15 protein-coding genes are annotated in these 18,873 nt (G+C 71.4%); 7 read left to right on the top strand and 8 right to left on the bottom strand.

Annotated elements, in window-relative coordinates; all coding sequences use genetic code 11:
- Nucleotides 1–296 precede the first annotated feature (296 nt).
- Entirely contained in the window at nt 297–1,625 is a 1,329-nt protein-coding gene (locus ABZ453_RS31725) for a N,N-dimethylformamidase beta subunit family domain-containing protein (RefSeq protein WP_359020263.1), read from the top strand.
- A gap of 33 nt (nt 1,626–1,658) precedes the next feature.
- On the opposite strand, the gene ABZ453_RS31720 is transcribed toward ABZ453_RS31725, so the two are convergent.
- Nucleotides 1,659–2,204, bottom strand: coding sequence for a DinB family protein (locus ABZ453_RS31720; protein WP_359020261.1), 546 nt, complete (start codon nt 2,202–2,204; stop codon nt 1,659–1,661).
- Nucleotides 2,205–2,341: 137 nt separating this feature from the next.
- On the opposite strand from ABZ453_RS31720, the gene ABZ453_RS31715 reads away from it, so the two are divergent.
- Both ABZ453_RS31715 and ABZ453_RS31710 read left to right on the top strand, forming a co-directional pair.
- Nucleotides 2,342–3,715, top strand: coding sequence for an FAD-binding oxidoreductase (locus ABZ453_RS31715; protein ID WP_359020259.1), 1,374 nt, complete (start codon nt 2,342–2,344; stop codon nt 3,713–3,715).
- Nucleotides 3,716–3,777: 62 nt separating this feature from the next.
- Nucleotides 3,778–5,358, top strand: a complete 1,581-nt coding sequence (locus tag ABZ453_RS31710; protein ID WP_359020257.1) for an acetolactate synthase large subunit — start codon at nt 3,778–3,780, stop codon at nt 5,356–5,358.
- Nucleotides 5,359–5,619: 261 nt separating this feature from the next.
- Here ABZ453_RS31710 and ABZ453_RS31705 read toward each other — a convergent pair whose 3' ends face one another.
- The 3 genes from ABZ453_RS31705 to ABZ453_RS31695 form a co-directional block, all read right to left on the bottom strand.
- The gene (locus tag ABZ453_RS31705) at nt 5,620–7,134 is read right to left on the bottom strand and encodes a sialidase family protein (RefSeq protein ID WP_359020254.1); all 1,515 of its coding nucleotides are present in this window, start codon (nt 7,132–7,134) and stop codon (nt 5,620–5,622) included.
- Between the two features lie 196 nt (nt 7,135–7,330).
- A complete protein-coding gene (locus ABZ453_RS31700) occupies nt 7,331–9,970 on the bottom strand; it encodes a glycosyl hydrolase (protein WP_359020252.1) in 2,640 nt (879 codons plus the stop codon).
- 182 nt (nt 9,971–10,152) lie between these two features.
- Nucleotides 10,153–10,497, bottom strand: coding sequence for a hypothetical protein (locus ABZ453_RS31695; RefSeq protein WP_359020250.1), 345 nt, complete (start codon nt 10,495–10,497; stop codon nt 10,153–10,155).
- 386 nt (nt 10,498–10,883) lie between these two features.
- Between ABZ453_RS31695 and ABZ453_RS31690 the strand changes: the two genes are divergently transcribed.
- Nucleotides 10,884–12,392, top strand: a complete 1,509-nt coding sequence (locus ABZ453_RS31690; RefSeq protein ID WP_359020248.1) for an MFS transporter — start codon at nt 10,884–10,886, stop codon at nt 12,390–12,392.
- Between the two features lie 96 nt (nt 12,393–12,488).
- Here the strand turns inward: ABZ453_RS31690 and ABZ453_RS31685 are convergent, their stop codons facing one another.
- Nucleotides 12,489–13,325: a universal stress protein gene (locus tag ABZ453_RS31685; RefSeq protein ID WP_359020246.1), complete on the bottom strand. Its 837-nt coding sequence runs from the start codon at nt 13,323–13,325 to the stop codon at nt 12,489–12,491.
- Nucleotides 13,326–13,786: 461 nt separating this feature from the next.
- Here ABZ453_RS31685 and ABZ453_RS31680 point away from each other — a divergent pair, with 461 nt between their 5' ends.
- Entirely contained in the window at nt 13,787–14,449 is a 663-nt protein-coding gene (locus tag ABZ453_RS31680; RefSeq protein ID WP_359020244.1) for a CBS domain-containing protein, read from the top strand.
- A gap of 103 nt (nt 14,450–14,552) precedes the next feature.
- Here ABZ453_RS31680 and ABZ453_RS31675 read toward each other — a convergent pair whose 3' ends face one another.
- Nucleotides 14,553–14,843, bottom strand: coding sequence for a DUF1876 domain-containing protein (locus ABZ453_RS31675; RefSeq protein ID WP_359020242.1), 291 nt, complete (start codon nt 14,841–14,843; stop codon nt 14,553–14,555).
- A gap of 257 nt (nt 14,844–15,100) precedes the next feature.
- Between ABZ453_RS31675 and ABZ453_RS31670 the strand changes: the two genes are divergently transcribed.
- Nucleotides 15,101–16,126, top strand: a complete 1,026-nt coding sequence (locus ABZ453_RS31670) for a 6-phosphofructokinase (RefSeq protein ID WP_359020240.1) — start codon at nt 15,101–15,103, stop codon at nt 16,124–16,126.
- Between the two features lie 122 nt (nt 16,127–16,248).
- The gene (locus tag ABZ453_RS31665) at nt 16,249–17,301 is read left to right on the top strand and encodes a class I fructose-bisphosphate aldolase (RefSeq protein WP_359020238.1); all 1,053 of its coding nucleotides are present in this window, start codon (nt 16,249–16,251) and stop codon (nt 17,299–17,301) included.
- A gap of 28 nt (nt 17,302–17,329) precedes the next feature.
- Here the strand turns inward: ABZ453_RS31665 and ABZ453_RS31660 are convergent, their stop codons facing one another.
- Nucleotides 17,330–17,767 carry an avidin/streptavidin family protein gene (locus ABZ453_RS31660; RefSeq protein WP_359020236.1) on the bottom strand — a complete coding sequence of 146 codons (438 nt, stop codon included), beginning with the start codon at nt 17,765–17,767 and terminating at the stop codon, nt 17,330–17,332.
- A 217-nt stretch (nt 17,768–17,984) separates the two neighbouring features.
- Nucleotides 17,985–18,686 carry a CBS domain-containing protein gene (locus tag ABZ453_RS31655; protein WP_359020234.1) on the bottom strand — a complete coding sequence of 234 codons (702 nt, stop codon included), beginning with the start codon at nt 18,684–18,686 and terminating at the stop codon, nt 17,985–17,987.
- Between the last annotated feature and the right edge of the window lie 187 nt (nt 18,687–18,873).

Here is an 18,873-nt window from a genome sequence, read left to right as displayed (position 1 = left end):
CTGGGCGACGGTAGGACGCTGAGGCCCGGCGAGGTGCGGGAGGCGGTGTGAGTCCTGAAAAGCAGGGAGCGCACGCCCCGGACGGTCCGGAGGCCTCCTTGGGACGCAGGCGGTTCCTGCAGGTGTGCGCAGGCGTCGGGGTGGGATCGGCGGCCGCCGCCGCATGCGGTCCCGCGTCGAGGAGCGACCGTCCCCACCGCCGTACGAACAGTGGCGCGAACCACGGCCCGCCTGCCGAGAGCGACCGCCCCGGCACTTCCGACTGGCGGATTCGCTCCCTGGGACCCCCGGACGCCGTGACCGGCTATGCCGACCGGGTGAGCGTGGCCGCCGGGGAGGAATGCGGGCTGTACGTGTCGACCACCGCGTCGGCGTTCCAGGTCTCCGCCTTCCGCGTCGGCTGGTACGGCGGCAAACAGGCCCGGCGGGTGTGGTCCTCCGGGCGTGTGCCGGGCCGCGTCCAGCCGGCTCAGCGGTTCCTGCCGGACACCCGCACCGTCCGCGCCGACTGGCAGCCCACGTTGACCTTCACCACCGAGGGCTGGCCGGAGGGGGCGTACCTGCTGCGGCTGGAGGCCGACAACGGCCATCAGCGCTACATCCCGCTGATCGTGCGCTCGGTCCAGGGCCGTGGGCGTACCGTGCTCGTGCACGCGCCGGCCACCTGGCAGGCGTACAACCGGTGGGGCGGCTACAGCCTCTACGGCGGGGCCGACGGCTCCTACTTCACGCGCTCCCTCGCCGTCAGCTTCGACCGGCCCTACGACTCCGTCGGCGTCGAGAAGTTCCTGGTGTACGAGCGGCCGTTGGTGGTGCTGGCCGAACGGCTCGGCATACCGCTCGCCTACACCACCGGCGCGGACGTCCACCGCGATCCCAGCGTGCTGCACGGCGCCAGAGCCGCCGTCTGTCTGGGCCACGACGAGTACTGGACGCCCCAGCAACGCCTGTATGTCACCGAAGCGCGGGACGCCGGCACCAACATCGCGTTCCTCGGCGCCAACACGTGCTTCCGCCGGGTGCGCCTGGAAGCGGGCGAGGCGGCGCCGGAACGCACGGTCGTCTGCTACAAGTCGGCCTACGACAGGGACCCCTACGTCCGCTCCCGGCCCGCCCTGGTCACCACCGACTTCCGCGCGCCCCCCGCCCCCGACCCCGAGAGTTCCCTGACCGGTGTGCTCTACGAGGGCTATCCGACCGACGCCCCGTACGTCGTACGGGCCGCGGACCACTGGCTGTACGAGGGGACGGGCGTGCGCCCCGGCGACGGCTTCGACCATCTGGTCGGTGTCGAGTACGACCGTGTCTCCCCCGGCTCTCCCGTCCCCGAGCCCCTCGAGATCACCGCCCACTCGCCGCTGCTGTGCAACGGCAGCCCGAGCCACAGCGACTCGGCGTACTACACCGTCGGCGGCGGCGCGGGTGTCTTCGCCACCGGCACCATGCGCTGGGTGGAGGCGCTGATGGCCGGCACCGCCGACGGCGGCCGCGACCACGGCATGGACGCCCGCACCCGTGCCTTCGTCACCCGGACCACGGAGAACCTCCTGCGCGGCTTCGCCGAGGGTCCCGCCGCCCGTCACCGCCCCGCGCCCCGCCCCAACGTGAGCGAGGTGTACGGCTGAGCGGTCCGGTCCACCGAGGTGCTCTCGCGTCCCTCACACCCCGACCGCTCCGTCGATCCGTTCGCGGATCAGGTCGGCGTGTCCGTTGTGCCGGGCGTACTCCTCGATCATGTGCAGGAGCACCCAGCGCAGGGAGACCGTGCCGCGCCAGGCGTCGTGGCCCTCGACGTCGAGATGCGGTGCCGCGGTGACGAACGCCTGCGCGAAGGCGACTTCGTCGTGCCAGGCCGCCCAGGACTCCGTGACGGCCTCGGGGTCGGCGCCGTCGAAGTCACCCTCCGGGACGGCCGCCGACGAGAACCGCAGCTCGACGTCGGCGCCGGCGAGCACGGCCCGGAACCAACGGCGTTCCACATCGGCGAGGTGCCGTACCAGACCGAGCAGGGAGAGCGAGGACGGCGACACGGAGCGCACCGCCAACTCCGGCCCCAGACCTAGGCACTTGAGTTTCAGCGTGGCGCGCTGGGCGTCGAGCATCGCCACGATCATGGCCCGCTCGTCACCGGTCGCCGGGCCGCTGAACCGGTCCTCGCTGCCGGTGCCGGTGAACAGTTCGATCCGTCGGTCGGGAACCTTCATGCTCACATCATGGATGCCTGGGCACGGTCGGCGCATCCCGGTCCACACGGCCCTGGCCGGGGGCCGGACGGCACCCTCCCCCTGGGGCGGGTTCGGCGCCAGGATCAGCGGCGTACCCGGGCGAAGGAGGGCGTGTGATGGCGGACACCGAGGTGCTGCTGGCGGATGCCGTGGGGGCACGGCACGTTCTGGCCGGAGCGGAGATCCCCCCGGAGTACGCGGGTGACGAGTCGCTGGCGGCCGTGCGTCAGACGCCCGCGTACCTGGTCCGGCCCGCGACGTCCGCCGAGGTGGCGGACGTGCTCAGGATCGCCGGTGAGGCCGGGATCCCGGTGACCGCCCGCGGCTCGGGGACCGGGATGTCGGGGGGATGCGTGCCCCGGCAGGGCGGGATCGCCGTCTCGTTCGAGCGGATGAACCAGATCCTGGAAGTGGACGCCGTCAATCACGTGGCCGTCGTCCAGCCCGGTGTCACACTGGAGCAACTCGACCGCGCGGCAGCCGAGTCCGGCCTCCGCTATCCGGTGCGACTCGGCGAGCCCACCGCCAGCATCGGTGGCACCATCGCCACCAACGCGGGCGGAATGCACGCCGTCCGGCACGGGGTCACCCGCCACCACGTGCTCGCCGTCGAAGCCGTCCTGGCATCCGGCGAGATCGTGCGCAGCGGGGGCAAGTACGTCAAGACGTCCACCGGCTACGACCTGGCCCAGCTCCTCGTCGGCTCCGAGGGGACGCTTGCCCTGGTCACGGAGGCGACTCTCCGACTGCGGCCACGGGTCCGGCACTCGACGACCTTACTGGCGCCGTTCGCCTCGGCCGAGGACGTCTTCCGGGCGGTCCCGTCGCTCGCGGCCGGGGATCTGGAGCCGGCCGCGCTGGAGTACGTGGACCTGCTGGCCATGGCGGCGATCGCGGACGACCACGAGATCGGGCTGGGCGTCCCCGCTTCCGTGCGTCTGACCGCGCTCGGCTATCTGCTGGTCGTGCTGGAGAGCCGCTCCGCGGCACGGCTCCAGGAGGATGTCGAGGTGGCCGGCGAACGGTTGCTCGGACTCGGCGCGGTGGACGTCTTCGTCCTCTCCGCGGCCACGGCTCGGCGACTCGTCGACGCCCGTGAGCGGGCCTTCTGGACGGCGAAGGCGGCCGGCGCCGACGACGTGGTGGACGTGGTCGTGCCGCGCGGTGAGCTGTGTGGCCTGCTCGTCGCCGTCCAGGCAGCCGCCGAGGACACAGGCTCGCTGGTCACCGGCTGCGGCCACGCCGGCGACGGCAACGTGCACCTGTCGGTCTTCCAGCCCGACCCCGTCCGCCGTGACGAGGTGCTGCGCCGGCTGTTCCGGGCCGGCCTGGAGCGTGGCGGCGCCGTCTCGGGCGAACACGGGATCGGCAGGGCGAAGAAGGCGTACTTCCTGGAGCTGGAGAACCCTGTACGAGTCGAACTGATGCGGCGGATCAAGCATGCCTTCGACCCGGACGGAATCCTCAACCCCGGTGTGCTCTTCGACTGAAGCACCGGATTCCGCTGCACCCCCACCGGCATGACCATCACCAGGCGAGGACGGGACGAGACGTGAACGGAGCGGAAGCGGTCGTGGCGACCCTGCTCACATGTGGTGTGGAGGTGTGCTTCGCCAATCCGGGCACATCCGAGATGCACCTGGTCGCCGCGCTGGACCACCAACCCGCGGTCAGGGCCGTGCCCTGCCTCTTCGAAGGCGTCGCGACGGGGGCGGCGGACGGTTACGGCCGGATGACCGGCCGTCCCGCGGCCACCCTGCTGCACCTGGGGCCGGGCCTCGGCAACGGCCTGGCCAACCTGCACAACGCCAGGCGCGCGGCCACCCCACTGGTCAACCTCGTCGGCGATCATGCCACGCACCACAAACCGTTCGACGCCCCGCTCGAGTCGGACATCGACGCGCTGGCCGGTACCGTCTCCGGATGGGTGCGCCGCTGCACCGACGCGCGAGCCGCAGGCATGCACGCGGCTGCCGCCGTGGCCGCCGCCACGGCACCCCCGGGCCAGGTGGCCACGCTGATCCTGCCCGCCGACACCTCCTGGTCGCCGGCCGCCTCCCCCGCACCACCCCTGCCTTCCCAGGCTCCCACGCCCGTGGCGGACGACACCGTGGCCGCCGTGGCAGCCGCCCTGCGCTCCGGTGAACCGGCCGCCATCCTGCTCGGCGGACCTGCCACGCGCGCGCCCTCGCTGCGCGCGGCGGCCCGCGTGGCCGCCGCCACCGGGGCCCGGCTGCTGTGCGAGACGTTCCTGGCGCGCCTGGAACGCGGCGCGGGCCTGCCCGCCGTCGAGCGGCTCGGTTACCTGCCCGAGGGCGCACGCGCCCAACTCCACGGCCTCCGGCACCTGGTACTGGTCGGCGCCCGTTCCCCGGTGTCCTTCTTCGCCTATCCGGAGACACCCAGTCTCCTCGCCCCCCGCGACTGCGACGTAGGGTCCCTGGCCGGCCCGGGCGAGGACGTCATATCGGCCCTCACACACCTCGCGGAGATGCTCCCGCCCGCGATCGCCGCCACGGCGGCCCGGGCGAGGGCCGAGCCGCCTGCAGGCGAGTTGACCGGCGAGACGGTCGCCGCGGCCGTGGGTGCGCTGCTGCCCGAGGCGGCGATCGTGGTGGACGAGGCCAACACGTCGGGGCTGTGGCTGCCCGCGGCCACCGGCGGAGCACCGCCGCACGACTGGCTGACCCTCACCGGCGGCGCCATCGGGCAGGGCCTGCCGCTGGCCGTCGGCGCCGCGATCGCCTGCCCCGATCGGCCGGTGGTGTGCCTGGAGGCCGACGGCAGCGCCATGTACACCCCGCAGGCGCTGTGGACGATGGCCCGCGAGTGCCTGGACATCACGGTCGTCGTGCACGCCAACCGGTCGTACTCCGTCCTGGAGATGGAGTACGACCGCCTGGTCCTGCCCCAGGACACCGAGGGTCACCGCAGGGCCCGCCGGGATCTGCTGGACCTGTCCCGGCCCGACTTGGACTTCACCGAGCTCGCCCGGGGCATGGGCGTGCCCGTCTTCCGAAGCGCCGACGCCGCGGAGTTCACGGCCCAGTTCGCCAAGGCCCTCGCCGAACCCGGCCCCCACCTCATCGAAGCCCCCGTTCCCCCGCTCTTCGGCCCGAGGCGAATCTCATGACTGACGCCCGTCTCCAGGGCCGTCGGGCCCTGGAGACGGGGCGGTTCGGGCCATCCAGGTTCATCCCATGGAGAACGACATCACCGCCCGGTCCCGCCCAGGTCACCGGGAAGAGGCTCCGCTGGGTCCGGCTCAGCGGGATCGCCGTCGCCGAGCCCTCGTTGCTGCGCGGGCTCAACCGGTGCCGGCACGGACAGGGGTGCATATGGACACGCGCCTCTGCTGCGCAGCAGGAGCGGGCCGTGCCTCGGGGGCCCCGGGTCAGGGGCTGTCCTCGCCGCCCTCCGTGCCGCCGTTGGCCAGCCACTGGGCATAGGCGATCGCGGCCAGGCGGGCCGAGAGGATGTTGTCGCGGACGGTGGCGGTCGTGGCGGGCGCGGTGCCGGCGGCCGCGGTCAGACCCGACGCCGGTGCGTACATCGCCTCGTTGAAGACCGACCCGCTGGGCGCCGACGCCACGGCGAAGACGGGATGGGCCGTTCCGCCGGAGAAGGACGTGGAGATGTAGTCGCCGACCATGGTGCCCTGCGTGGTGTTCGCCAGCCAGGAGTGGCTCATCGGGCCGGCCAGCTGGGTCGGCGCGGTCCAGGTGCTGCCGCCGTTGGTCGAGGAGACGTACCCGACGTCCAACTGGCAGGTGGTAGCGGTGCAGTTGGCCACCGGGTGGTAGTAGTACGTCAACGCCAGGTGCGCCGTGCCGCCCGATGTGGCCGGATCGACCGCGAGCCCGGGGATGAAATGGTCGACGGTGCTGGTCGTCGCGTCGATCGGGATACGGGTCACCGAGGACCAGGTGGTGCCGTTGCTGCTGGTCGCCATCACGATGTCGTTGGCGGTGCAGGAGCCCCCGCTCGCGCGGAACCGGCAGTCCTGCCAGACCACGTACACCTTGCCGACGGCATCGATCTCCGCGGAGGGCAGCGGGCCACTGCGCAGGCCGCCGCGCACGGTGAAGGTACTGACGGTCGCCACTGTGGTGGCGTTGGTCCAGGAGCTGCCGCCGTTGGTGGAGGTGAAGGCGCGGATGGCGGTCTCGGAGGCGTTGGCGATCGGCACGACCACGGTCCCGTTCGGCTGGACGACGGGCTGACCGCCGAGGCCCGTGGCGTTGTTGCCGGTGTTCTTCGACGCGCCCCAGGTGAGGCCGCCGTCGGAAGAGGTGGTCATCTTGATGCGGTCGCCGTCGCCGTTGTTGTCGTACTCGGTGTAGCAGTTGCCGTAGAAGGCGCTGGTGGCGGTGTTGTCGCAGACGATCCAGTTCTTGTCGAGGCTCGAACCGGTCGCGGTGACCACGGGGTTGCTCCAGGTCAGTCCGCCGTCGGTGGAGCGACTGGTGAACACCTCGGGCACGGAGACGGACGAGGTGATGGGGATGCTGGAGATCAGCCAGACGTTGTGCCTCGCGTCGTAGGCCACCGACGCGTCGCTGACGCGTTGGAAGGTGCCGCCTGCCTGGGTGGTGATCCCCGGCAGGAATCCCTGGGTCCAGGTGGCGCCGCCGTCCTTGGAGGTCGCGAATCCGACGTTCGAGCCACCGCCGTCGGTGAACCGGCCGACCTGGAAGGCGGAGACGATCGTGGAGCCGTAGGAGAAGGTGTCCGGCTCGACCTCGGTGGCGTGCTGGCTGGTGGAGTTGGTGTACGGGTCGGAGCTGATCCGGGTGAGGGTCGGCGCGGCGGTCGCGGTGCCCGTCGACAGGACCAGCGTGCCGGCCGCGAGGGCCGCCGTCACCAGGCCGGGTCTCGCCAGGCGGTGGAGCAGTGAGTTCAGGGCCATGATCCGTTCCCTTTCCGAGAAGGGGCACGTCCGGCATTCGGGACGCCGCCACTTTGCTGCTCTTGCATGGTCATGTCAACGCACTCTGTACCAACCCGGCCCGCTCCATGGAGAATTGACGGCCCCTTGACTCTCACGCCGAGGGCGGTGACCCCGGAAGCCGGGGTCACCGCCCTGTCCGACTGCCCTACGACGGTCAGTCGCAGTCGCGCACCTTGATGGTGTAGATGCCGCGGCCGTGGGTGGCCGCGTACAGGGTGCGGCCGTCGGGGCTCAGCTTCAGCTGGAGCACGGCGACGGCCGGGAGGGAGCCGACGCGCTGCCACTTGGTGTGGCCCGGGGCGCGGTAGACCACGCCCAGGTCGGTGGCGACGGCCAGGCCGCCGTTCGGCAGGACGATCGCCGAGTTCGTCGGCACGTCGGGGAGGTTAGCCGAGACGTCCTTCCAGGTGGTGCCGCCGTCGGTGGACTCGAAGACGTGACCGACGCCGGCGCCGGGGCCCTCGGTCCAGTGCCGGGAGAAGCCGTTGACGGCGAGGAAGACGTGGTCGGCGTTCTTCGGGTCGACGGCGAAGCCGCTGAGGTAGCGGTTGGGCACGGTCCCCGTGGCCGGCAGGGTGATGTCGTGCCAGCCGGTGCCGTCCGCGTTGCCGACGGAGATGCCACGGGCGAAGCCCTGGTTGTTGCAGGGGCCGCACCAGGCCGCGTACACCTTGCCGCCGGAGGCGGCGACGGCGGTCGCGGTGCGCCCGGCGCCGAGGTCGTACACGCTCTTCCACTCGGAGCCGCTGCGGATGGCGTAACCGTGGGTCTGCACCCAGATGTGCCGGCCGCCCGCGATCCAGGTGTTGCTGTCCTTGGCGTCCGCGGCGAGCGGCGCGATGAAGCGGGCCTCGCTGGTGGCGTTGTCGGCGGGGGCGACGTTGTAGGAGGTCGCCTTGCTCGGGTCCGTCACCCAACTGCCGTCGTTGACCGCGCAGTTCTGGGTCACCTGGACGGACAGGTAGACGTACTCCTCGGCGATGTTGCAGCCGTTGGCGGGATCCGTGAGCGTGTCGCCGCCGTCGCCGCCGAAGTTGGAGCCCATCACGGTGTCGTTGCCGCGCAGCACGGACTGGCCGTTGTCCTGGAGGCCGCCGGTGACGGAGACTCCGCCGTGGTCGGGGTCCTTGCCGACGCCGACCGAGTAGTACTGCAGGGTGTCGATGGTGCCGTCGTTGAGGGAGGTCCAGTCGGTGGCGTGACCGGAGGCGTCCTGCGAGCCGTTGACGGGGCGCTTGTAGACACCGCCGTCGTTGCCGACGTACACGAAGCTCTTGCCGTGGTAACGGCCGATGGCGACGCCGTGCTGGTCGGAGTGGGTGGTCTGGTTGCAGTCACCGGTCTGCTTGGCCGGGTCGATGCTCCAGCAGGAGAAGCCGAAGTTCCAGTACGGGCCGACGGTCGACCAGGTGGTGCCGCCGTCCTTGGACTCGTAGACCTCCTCCAGACCCGCGTAGACGTGCTTGGGGTTCGCCGGGTCGACGGTCAGGAACTGGTTGTACCAGGCCTGCACGCCGGGCATGTAGCCGCTGGAGGTCAGCGCCGAGCCGTCGGCGGCCAGCTGCTTGTAGTCGGCGACCTTCGTCCACGGCCCGAACGGCGAGGCGGCGCTGTAGATGCCCATGAGGCCGCTGTCGGGGTTGGACGCCATCTGCTCGGGCGACTCGTCGATGGCGTAGTAGCGCGAGCCGTCGGCGGCGCGGGCGAAGGTGACCGTGCCGACGTTGTCCGCGTCGGTCGGCAGGTCGCCGAAGCCGCTGGTGATCCGCGTCCAGGCGCCCTTGGCGTTCTTGGTGTAGAAGCCGTTGTAGTCGTCGCCGCTGCGCCAGCCTACGGCGAGGATCACCTTCGAGGGGTTCTTCGGGTCGAAGGCGATGTCGTTGGTGATGTTCTTGTACGCGGCCGAGTCGTCGTTCGCCTTCGAACCGCCCGGCAGATAGTCGGGGTTGGGCGCGAACTCCAGCTTCCAGGCGCCCTTCAGCGTCTTGGTGGAGTGGCTCCACACGCCCTCGCTGGTCGCCGCCCACACCTTGCCCGCGCCGAACCGGAGTTGGCGGACGGTCGTGGACTCCAGTTCGTCACCGCCGACCCGGCCGCGGGTGGAGAAGCCGCCGTGGTGCGGGTCGGACAGCACGTACACGCCGCTGCCGAGGTAGGCGTCCGCGTTGGTGTTCGCCTCGCCGGTGCCCAGCCACAGCCGGCCGGCCCCGTCCAGCGCGAGGGCGCCGGTCGACTGCGAGGGCAGCTTGTCGCTGATGGGCTTCCAGTGCCCGCCGCCCCGCTTGGACCGCCACACACCGCCGCCGGCGCTGCCCGCGTACACGTATCCGTCGTCGTCGGCCGCGATCGCGGCCATACGGCCGGTGACATTGCCCGAGCCGCCGCTGGAGTTGGAGTCGATGTCCCGGTAGCGGGAGTCGTCGGAGTTGTAGGGCAGGTCGGTGATGTCACGCCAACTGCCACCGGTGGCGGGCAGCTTGGTCAGGCTGCTCCAGGCGGCGCCGTACGCGCCGGGTGCGACGATGCCGGGCGAGGTGCGGGCCTCGGCGTACTGGTCGGCGCCCTCGGCGATCTCGTCCGCCTCGTTGCCGCCGTCGGGGTCGCCGTCCTGCGCCTTCGGACTCATGACACCCGCCGACTGACCGCGTTCGGCGGCCAGTTGCTTGAGCGCGCGGACCCCGAAGGGGCTGCTGTTCCCGCCGGACGAGGCGCTCGCGGGTATCGCGACGAGGCCGGCGGATGCGGTGATGGCACAGATCGTGAGCCATCGTCTTCTACGGGTCGGTGCTGGCACCAGGTCCTCCCAAACGGGCATCGAAAAGCCGTCGGGAGAGACCCGATCATGGCCGGAAGGGGTCGTCCGGCGCTTGGGAAAGCTTTGACCAGAACCTGACATCGTGTGGCGTTCCACGAGAACCGCCGCCGGTGGAGAGGTGCCGCCCCACCACTTTCAGCCGGGTCCGCCGTGCCGTGATGCTACGTCAGTTTCGTTGTCCGGCGCGGCAGTCGGCCCACCGGGGCCCGGCGTCGTTCGGGACCGTGGCGGGAGCCGATGCCCTCGTCCTCGCAACCGACCCACATCGAAAGGTCGTACGGCGTGGGAGGAATGAACACCACGTCGGGCTGTGCGGGTGCCTCGGCCGGTTCCCCGGTCGCCGCGCTCTGCCCCAACAGCTCAAGGTCCTCCCGCAGATGGTCGGCGTCCGCGCGCACCCGGCGAACGTCCAGACCGTCGCCCAGGCAGGTCTGCAGCCGGCCCACCGACCGGACGAGGTCGTCGAGAGCGTGCCGCGCGTGCGCCAGCTCGTTGTGAACGGTCATCTGCCCCTCACCTCCGGAGATCCGCGTGACAGGGTGTGCCACGGTCTGCGACGGCGCGAGCAGGGCGCCGTACACCCATGCTCTGCGGAGCCACGACCTCCGCACAGGGGCCGTCAGGCCCTTCGGCCGGGGCCGAACAGCAGCGGCGAGGAAGAACTGCCCGCCATCGGATCGGCCGGACCGACGACACCGAGGAGGGGGCCTCCTCGTCCTCGGGACCGCGTGCCCGCCGGCCGGCCCTCGCACGGGACGTTCGGCACCTGCCGGACGCGCGCGGAGAGGCGCCCGATGGAGTCATGACCAACGTGCGTGATATGCCGCAGGCGGCTCCGGCACCCGGAGCGGGCGGCGCGAGGAGCCGATGGACCGCCCTCGTGGTGCTTTGCGTGTCCCTGCTGATCGTGACCTTGGACAACACCATTCTGAACGTGGCCCTGCCCACGCTGGTGAGGGAACTCGGGGCGACCACCACCCAGTTGCAGTGGATCGTGGACGCCTACGCGCTCGTGTTCGCCGGACTGATGCTGGTGTCCGGCAGCAGTGCCGACCGGTTCGGACGGCGGCGCGTCTTCACCGGCGGTCTCGCGGTGTTCGGAGCCGCGTCCGCGTGGGCGGCGTACTCCGGCTCGGTGGGGACGCTGATCGCGGCGCGGGCCGGCATGGGTGTCGGCGCGGCGATGATGATGCCGGCCACCCTGTCGATCATCACCGACGTCTTCCGGGACCCCGGCGAACGTCGGCGTGCGATCGGTGTCTGGGCCGCCACCAGCGGGCTGGGCATCGCCATCGGTCCGGTGGCGGGCGGGCTGCTCCTGGAGCACTTCTGGTGGGGCTCCGTCTTCTGGGTCAACATCCCCTTCGCCATGGCCGGTCTGGTGTGCGCCCGGCTGCTGGTACCGGAGTCCCGCAACCCCGCGGCGCTGCGACCCGACCCGGCCGGATCGGTGCTGTCGATCGCCGGCCTGGGGCTGCTGCTGTGGGCGATCATCGAGGCGCCGACGCGCGGCTGGTCGTCGGCGATCGTGCTCGGCGCGGGCGGGGCCGGCGTGGCGGTGCTGGTGTGCTTCGCCTTGTGGGAGCGGGCCTCGGCCCATCCCATGCTCAATCTTCACTTTTTCGCCGAGCGCCGCTTCTCGTTCGCCACGTCGTCCGTGGCCCTGGCGATGTTCGGGCTGTTCGGGGCGCTGTTCGTGCTCACCCAGTACCTGCAGTTCGGCCTCGGCTACTCGGCCCTGGCCACGGGTGTCCGCATCCTGCCTGTGGCCGGTCTGCTGGCGGTGGTGGCACCGCTGTCACCCGTACTGGTGCGCGCGGCGGGCACCAAGGTGGTCGTCGGAACGGGGCTGCTGGTGGTCGCGGGCGGGCTGTGGCAGCTGTCGCTCGCGGGCGTGTCGTCCACCTACGGGGACGTGCTCACCGGAATGCTGCTGCTCGGTCTGGGCGCTGGGCTGGTGGTACCTGCGTCGCTGGACTCGCTGATGGGCACCCTGCCGCCGGGCGACACGGGTGTGGGCTCGGCGTCGAACGGCGTCTCCGTGCAGTTGGGCGGTGCGATCGGTGTCGCTGTGATCGGAAGCCTGCTGACGACCCGTTACCAGGACCGCATCGGCCCGCCGATCGCGCCGTACCACCTCCCGAGCGCCCTGTCCGACAGTGTCCGCGGCTCCCTCGGCGGCGCACTCGCCCTGGCCGAACGGGTGGGCGGTACCTCCGGCCGGCTGCTCGCGGCGCTCGCCCGCTCCGCGTTCGTCAGCGGCATGGGCCTCGGCCTGGCCGTCGGCGCCGCGGTCGCCGTGGCCGGTGCCGCGCTGGCCTTCGCGGCTCTGCCGTCCCGGCCGCGGGCCGACGCACCCGATGAGACGGGTCCGGCACGTCGGAATCCCGGACGCGACTGACCACAGGGGCCCTGCCCTCGTAGGAGGTGCGGGGCCCGTCCGACCGGGTCTGCCCCCGCAACCCAGGACGGAACGCGACGGAGACGGCGGGGAGCGCTACACCGGGCGGGGCGACGACACGGTCGACGGCCGGTCCCGGAAGACGGGGGTCGCGTCGGCGACCGACAGGGGGCCGAGGGAGGCCTGGTAGTGATGGCCGCAGAGGTAGAGGTCCACCGTACGGCCTTCGCCCACCGGCACGAGAACCTTGACCTGCGGTGGGGCGGAGCAGCAGCACGCCCGCGTGGGCCAGCCGACCGTGCCGCCGCCGTCGGTGGCGGACGCGCGGATCTTCTCCTGGGCATGCCGTGGTTGTCGCATGGCGTCGGACGCTTTCTTCAGGGGCTGACGGTTTCGGCGACTGCCGGCCGTCCAGCGGGCCAGTTCACTCAGGGGGATCGTCAGTACCTGGCAGGAGGCGTGCCTGGCGCAGTAGCCGCAGGTGGACCTGCGAAACCAGCGCCACGGCCGGAGCCGGCGCAGTCGGCGGGCGGGCGACCTGCCCACGACCAGCAGGTCGTCGTCGCGGTACGCCGCGGCGACCAGCACAGGGCCGGGCGCGCCCATCGACGCCACCGGGTGGACGCAGACGTCACGGGGAAGGCCGCCCATCGCCTGCTCGAAAATCCGCGTCACCGTGCCCAGTTCCCGCTGCTCGCAGTCCGCCAGCAGCTGATGCCAGGGTTCGGATGTCGAGGGTTGCGGCAGACGGGACAGACGCCAGTCGGGCGGGCTCTGCCAGGCCGGGCCACCGCTCGGCGCCGGATAGGCGCGTACGGCGATCAGTTCCCGGCCCAGCCCCCTGGCCTGCGCCACGGCGGCGTGCAGGGCGCGCAGGCCCATCGGAGAGTCGTCCACGCCGACGATGACGCGACCGCCGGATGCTCCGCCCATGTCCGCTCACCGTCCCTCGCTCGCAGCTCCTGTTCACCACCAGCATCCATGCGGGCGGCGGGGCCGGACATGGGCCACAGGTACTGCGTGCGGGGACGCACGACCCCAGGCGCGGACGTCCGGCCCGGCGGACGCCCGCCCGGAGACGCGCTGCCGGGGAGGGGGTTCGGGAATCCCGCCCGAGCGGCGGACATGCCCGCACGAGCTACCGGCGCACGGACATGAGGCCGACGACCCACGTGCGGCCACGGCCCTTCGCAGGATCGTCCCCGCTCCTGCATGCAACGTCGCACGCACGGGCCTCGGACACATGGGCTCAGGAACCCTGGGCCGCGGGGGCCGGACGGCCCGGTTTGCGGGACGTACGGCCCTGAACGGGTGCTGGACGACTCTCCTGCGGGCGGCTCACCCCTGACACGCTGGAGATGTGACCATCTCGGCTGCTCCGGAGGGAGGACGACATGCAACACCGTACTGTTGCCGACCTGATGACCCATGACGTCGTCCGGGCCCGGCCCGACACCCCCTTCAAGGAGATCGTCGAGCTGCTCGCGGACAACGACATCACCGCCGTACCGGTGGTGGACGAGCTGGACCACCCCTTGGGCGTGGTGTCCGAGGCGGATCTGTTGCGCAAATGCTCCGCCCAGGGCGACCCAGCCAGCCGGACCCCTGTGCCGCATCTGGAGGCGTGGGAGCGGGCCAGGGCCGAGGGGGCCAAGGCCAAGGAACTGATGTCGGCTCCCGCCGTGTGCGCCCGTCCGGAGTGGACGGTGGTCGAGGCGGCCCGTCTCATGGCACTGCGGAACGTCAAGCGGCTGCCCGTGGTGGACGAGGCGGACCGGCTGAAGGGCATCATCAGCCGTGGGGACCTGCTTCGGATCTTCCTCCGCCGGGACGACGCCATCCGCGACGAGATCGTACGAGACGTGCTGCAGCGGACGCTGAGCCTCGCGCCTTCGGACGTGACCGTCGAGGTGAGCGAGGGGCAGGTGACCCTCCGCGGATCCGTGGAAGCGAGCAGTCTGATCCCCATCATCGAAAGGCTGTGCCACAACGTCGACGGCGTGGTATCGGTCTCCGCCCACATCGGGTACCGGTTCGACGCCTCCCGGACGGATTAGGGCTGGACCGGGGCCGCATGCGCTCGCCCCGTCGACGTGAAGACAACGTCAGGGGCGCCGCGGGCCCTGTCCGCGGCGCCCCTGACAGTCATATGGTCTACGGTCACATGGGCCAGGCGATGGCCGACGCGGACTCCCGCCCGCCGGTGGACGCGTCCACGGCGCCGATGTCCCGCTCGGCCGTGTCCACCAGCTGCCGGGCGAGGTCGTGCAGCGCCCGGCCGGCCGCGAGTTCGTCACCGATCTCGGGCACGTCGGTGTCACCGGGACTGCAGTGAGCGGTCCCGTGACCGGTGAGCGAGGTGGTACCGGTGTCCAGCACCACCCGTGCCTTCGTCATCCTCTCCTCCTCGAAGAGGTAGAGACGGACCTTCCATTCCGCGGTGTGCGACATCGTCTCCTCCTCTTCCCGGTACTGATCACCGGCGGCCCGTACAGGCCGGGGGCAACGCGTCCGACCTCGGCATCACCTCCACACCTCCCCTTTCATGCTCGGTCGTCGGCAGGTCCCGGTCACGGGGCCGAAGGTCCTCGGTTGCGGGTCCGAGAGGAGTCGCTCCCCCGGCTGCCGACGCTCATGATGGGGAGGAGACGCCTGGCTCTCCGGGTGATCGAGGGCCCGCCTCCGCCCGGGGAGAGAGGGAGGAAGCCATGAAGATCGGAGTGCTGACCGGCGGCGGCGACTGCCCCGGTCTCAACGCCGTGATCCGCAGCGTCGTGCGCAAGGGCGTCCAGGAGTACGGCTTCGAGTGCGTCGGCCTGCGCGACGGCTGGCTCGGTGCGCTCCGCGGCACGGTGATGCCGCTCGACATCGCCGCCGTGCGCGGGATCCTGCCGCGCGGCGGAACCATCCTCGGTTCCTCCCGTACCAACCCCCTCAAGCACGAGGACGGCCTACGGCGCGTCCAGGACACCCTGGCCGCGCTCGAGATCGACGCGCTCGTCGTGATCGGCGGCGAGGACACCCTCGGCGCGGCCACGGAACTGAGCCGCCAGGGGGTCAGGCTGGTCGGCGTGCCCAAGACCATCGACAACGACGTGGCCGGCACCGACTACACCTTCGGCTTCGACACCGCCGTCGGCATCGCCACCGAGGCCATCGACCGGCTGCACACCACCGCCGAGTCGCACATGCGCACCCTGGTGGTCGAGGTGATGGGCCGTCACTCCGGCTGGATCGCCCTGCACGCCGGCATCGCGGGCGGCGCCAACGTGATCCTCGTCCCGGAGCGGCCCTTCGACGTCGACCAGGTCTGCGCGTGGGTGAAGAACCGCTTCAAGATCCATTACGCGCCGATCGTCGTCGCCGCCGAGGGAGCCGTCCCGAAGGAGGGGCAGATGGTTCTCAAGGACCGCTCACTGGACGAGTACGGCCATGTGCGGCTGTCCGGCATCGGCGAGTGGCTGGCGCAGGAGATCGAGGGCCGTACGGGCACCGAGGCACGCACCACGGTGCTCGGGCACGTCCAGCGCGGCGGCACTCCGAGCGCCTTCGACCGGTGGCTGGCCACGCGGTTCGGGCTGCACGCCGTCGACGCGGTCAGGGACGGCGACTTCGGCACGATGGTCGCCCTGCGCGGCACCGACATCGTCCGCGTCCCCCTCGACGACACCCGCGGCAGGATCAAGGTGGTGGACCCGGCGCTGTACGACGAGTTCGAGGTGTTCTTCGGCTGAGGCGCTCCAGGGCCGTTCGACCCCCGTGAGGGGCCCAACGGGCTCTGCCGAGCCGACACGACCGCACAGCACGGTGACAGGGGGCCGAGAGACGGCCCCGCGAACCTTCCGGGGGTGCCCCCATGACCGACATCCAGGGTCTGCTCGGCGACGACGCGAAGGATCTGCTGACCCACACCGCCCAGGGGATTCCCCGGGAGAGCCTGGTGCTGCCCGGCCACGACTTCGTCGCCCGGGTCGTGGCCGCGACCGACCGCTCGCCCCGCGTGCTGCGCAACCTGCAGTCCCTCTTCGACCACGGCCGTCTGGCCGGTACCGGGTACGTGTCGATCCTCCCCGTCGACCAGGGCATCGAGCACTCCGCGGCCTCCGCGTTCGCCGCCAACCCCCGCTACCTGGACCCGAAGAACATCGTCGAACTCGCCGTGGAGGGCGGCTGCAACGCCGTCGCGAGCACCCTGGGGGTCCTCGGGGCCGTCTCCCGGCGCTACGCGCACAAGATCCCCTTCATCGTCAAGCTCAACCACAACGAACTGCTGACCTACCCGAACCACTACGACCAGATCATGTTCGGCGATGTCCAGCAGTGCTTCGACCTCGGCGCGGCCGGTGTCGGCGCCACCGTCTACTTCGGCTCGGAGCAGTCGGACCGTCAACTGCGCGAGGCCAGTGAGGTCTTCGCGCGCGCCCACGAACTGGGCATGTTCACCGTGCTGTGGTGCTACCTGCGCAATTCCGCGTTCAAGAAGGACGGCGTGGACTACGCCGTGTCGGCCGACCTCACCGGCCAGGCCAACCATCTCGGCGTGACCATCGAAGCCGACATCGTCAAGCAGAAGCAGGCCGAGAACAACGGCGGCTACCCCGCGCTCGGCTTCGGCAAGACCGACCCGCTCGTGTACGACACCCTCACCACCGACCACCCCATCGACCTCACCCGCTGGCAGGTCGCCAACTGCTACATGGGCCGTGTCGGTCTGATCAACAGCGGCGGGGCGTCGACCGGACAGGGGGACCTCGCGCAGGCCGTCCGCACCGCCGTGATCAACAAGCGGGCGGGCGGCACGGGCCTCATCACCGGCCGCAAGGCCTTCCAGCGCCCCACAGCCGAAGGCATCGACCTCCTCCACGCCGTCCAGGACGTCTATCTCGACGACAGCGTCACCATCGCCTGACCGGCTCCCGGACCGGCTCACACCGGCCTCACCGCGCCGCTGTCCGCCAGGCTCGGACGTAGGCGGTCCCGGCGTGCCGCAGCCGCTGCTCGGCCTGTTCCGGGGAGGGCGGTTGCCGGGTGAAGACGTCCTGCCCGACGGATGTGGCCTCCCAGGTTTTGGGCGCGGTCGCGGAGGCCGTGAGGAGCCAGGTGGCGTAGATCCGCTCCTCGCCGTCGTCGTAGTACTGACCGCTCCAGCTGGTCACCGACCCGGCGTCGGTCCGTCCGTTGCGCCAGGCCACCGTCCAGCCGAGCGGGGCCCCGTGCTCCGGGACGGCGGCCGCCTCGCACCGGCCGACCAGTGGGTACGTTCCCACGGCGTGGCCGGCGGCCGAGACGTAGGTACCCCTGAGGCCGCCGGTCGGATCCGTCGTGATCCGCATGTGGGAGCCGATCTCGCTGTACCAGTCACCGCTGATGCTCATCGTTCGTCCTCCTCCGCTTCGGGCCCCGGTCCCGTCGCCGCTGTTGCGCGGCCCCGACGGCGTTCGCCGGGGCGCACACCGGCTCCCTGCGCCCTTCTCCTCCACACAGGCGGGCTGCGGCCGCACGGCCAGGGCCGAACAGACCGCGTCCCCTTCCGGTCGCGCCCGCGGCCTCACCGGTTCCGCGGCGTCGTTGTCCGCCGGCACGTGTCCGTGTTCACATGTGGCCGGACGTCCCGGGGGCGGAACGCGGCCGAGCGGTGTTCGGACGGTGGGTGAGCCGGCTGGTGACCGCGACGACCCCGTCCACGTGACCGGCGATCCGCACCGCGAGTTCGATGTCGTCGCGCCGCTCCAGAAGCCCCTTCAGCGTGACCACTCCGGCGTCGACCCCGACGTCCACCACATAGCGGGGAACATCGAGCCCCCGAGTAACCCGTCGGGTCACATCGCGGCGGATCTCCTCGTCCGTGCGCAGGAAGACCCGCAGCAGGTCGCCCCGGGTGACGATGCCGACCAGACGGTGCTTGTCGTCGACGACGGGCAGCCGCTCGACCCGGTGCTCCCCCATGGTCCGCGCAGCCGCCGTGACGTAGTCCTCGGGGGTGGCGGTGATCGCGGGCCGGGTCATCAAGTGCTCCGCCGTCATGGCGCGCGCCTTCGCCGCGGTCGTGCGGGCCGAGCGGGTCAGCCTCGGCCTGCGGACGTGGCGGTGGCCGCGGTACTCGACCTGGTGCGCCTGACGCTGCAGGAGATCGGTCTCGGAGATCACGCCCACGACCTTCTCCTCGGCGTCCACGACGGGCAGCCCGCTGATGCGGTTGTCCGACAACAGCCGGGCGACCTGCTTGAACGGCGTCTCCCCGTCGGCGCGCACGACCTGTTGGGTCATGACGTCCTTGATCCTGCGGTACCTCATCGTCCTTCCTCCCTGTCGTCTCGGGTCACGGCCCCCTCGGCCGTGCTCAGCCATGTCCGGTCAGCGGGGGTCGGGGAGCGTGGACGCCGTAGCCTCGATCCACCGAGCAATGGCCGGTCCAGGGCTTGGACATGAAGACGCGGATGCCCTCTGAGCTGGGATGATGGGACTTCCTACGGTTCCACAT

Origin of the sequence: Streptomyces sp. NPDC005799 (assembly GCF_040630525.1) — a bacterium.
Classification (GTDB): Bacteria; Actinomycetota; Actinomycetes; order Streptomycetales; family Streptomycetaceae; genus Streptomyces; species Streptomyces griseorubiginosus_B.
The sequence above is the reverse complement of the archived record's forward strand: the minus strand, read 5'-3'. Positions and strand labels throughout refer to the sequence as shown.

Bases quoted from the DNA above. Each gene is read 5' to 3' on its own strand.
- ABZ453_RS31720 (WP_359020261.1), bottom strand. From the start codon at position 2,204: ATGAAGGTTCCCGACCGACGGATCGAACTGTTCACCGGCACCGGCAGC.
- ABZ453_RS31715 (WP_359020259.1), top strand. From the start codon at position 2,342: ATGGCGGACACCGAGGTGCTGCTGGCGGATGCCGTGGGGGCACGGCAC.
- ABZ453_RS31705 (WP_359020254.1), bottom strand. From the start codon at position 7,134: ATGGCCCTGAACTCACTGCTCCACCGCCTGGCGAGACCCGGCCTGGTG.
- ABZ453_RS31695 (WP_359020250.1), bottom strand. From the start codon at position 10,497: ATGACCGTTCACAACGAGCTGGCGCACGCGCGGCACGCTCTCGACGAC.
- ABZ453_RS31685 (WP_359020246.1), bottom strand. From the start codon at position 13,325: ATGGGCGGAGCATCCGGCGGTCGCGTCATCGTCGGCGTGGACGACTCT.
- ABZ453_RS31680 (WP_359020244.1), top strand. From the start codon at position 13,787: ATGCAACACCGTACTGTTGCCGACCTGATGACCCATGACGTCGTCCGG.
- ABZ453_RS31675 (WP_359020242.1), bottom strand. From the start codon at position 14,843: ATGTCGCACACCGCGGAATGGAAGGTCCGTCTCTACCTCTTCGAGGAG.
- ABZ453_RS31670 (WP_359020240.1), top strand. From the start codon at position 15,101: ATGAAGATCGGAGTGCTGACCGGCGGCGGCGACTGCCCCGGTCTCAAC.
- ABZ453_RS31665 (WP_359020238.1), top strand. From the start codon at position 16,249: ATGACCGACATCCAGGGTCTGCTCGGCGACGACGCGAAGGATCTGCTG.
- ABZ453_RS31660 (WP_359020236.1), bottom strand. From the start codon at position 17,767: ATGAGCATCAGCGGTGACTGGTACAGCGAGATCGGCTCCCACATGCGG.
- ABZ453_RS31655 (WP_359020234.1), bottom strand. From the start codon at position 18,686: ATGAGGTACCGCAGGATCAAGGACGTCATGACCCAACAGGTCGTGCGC.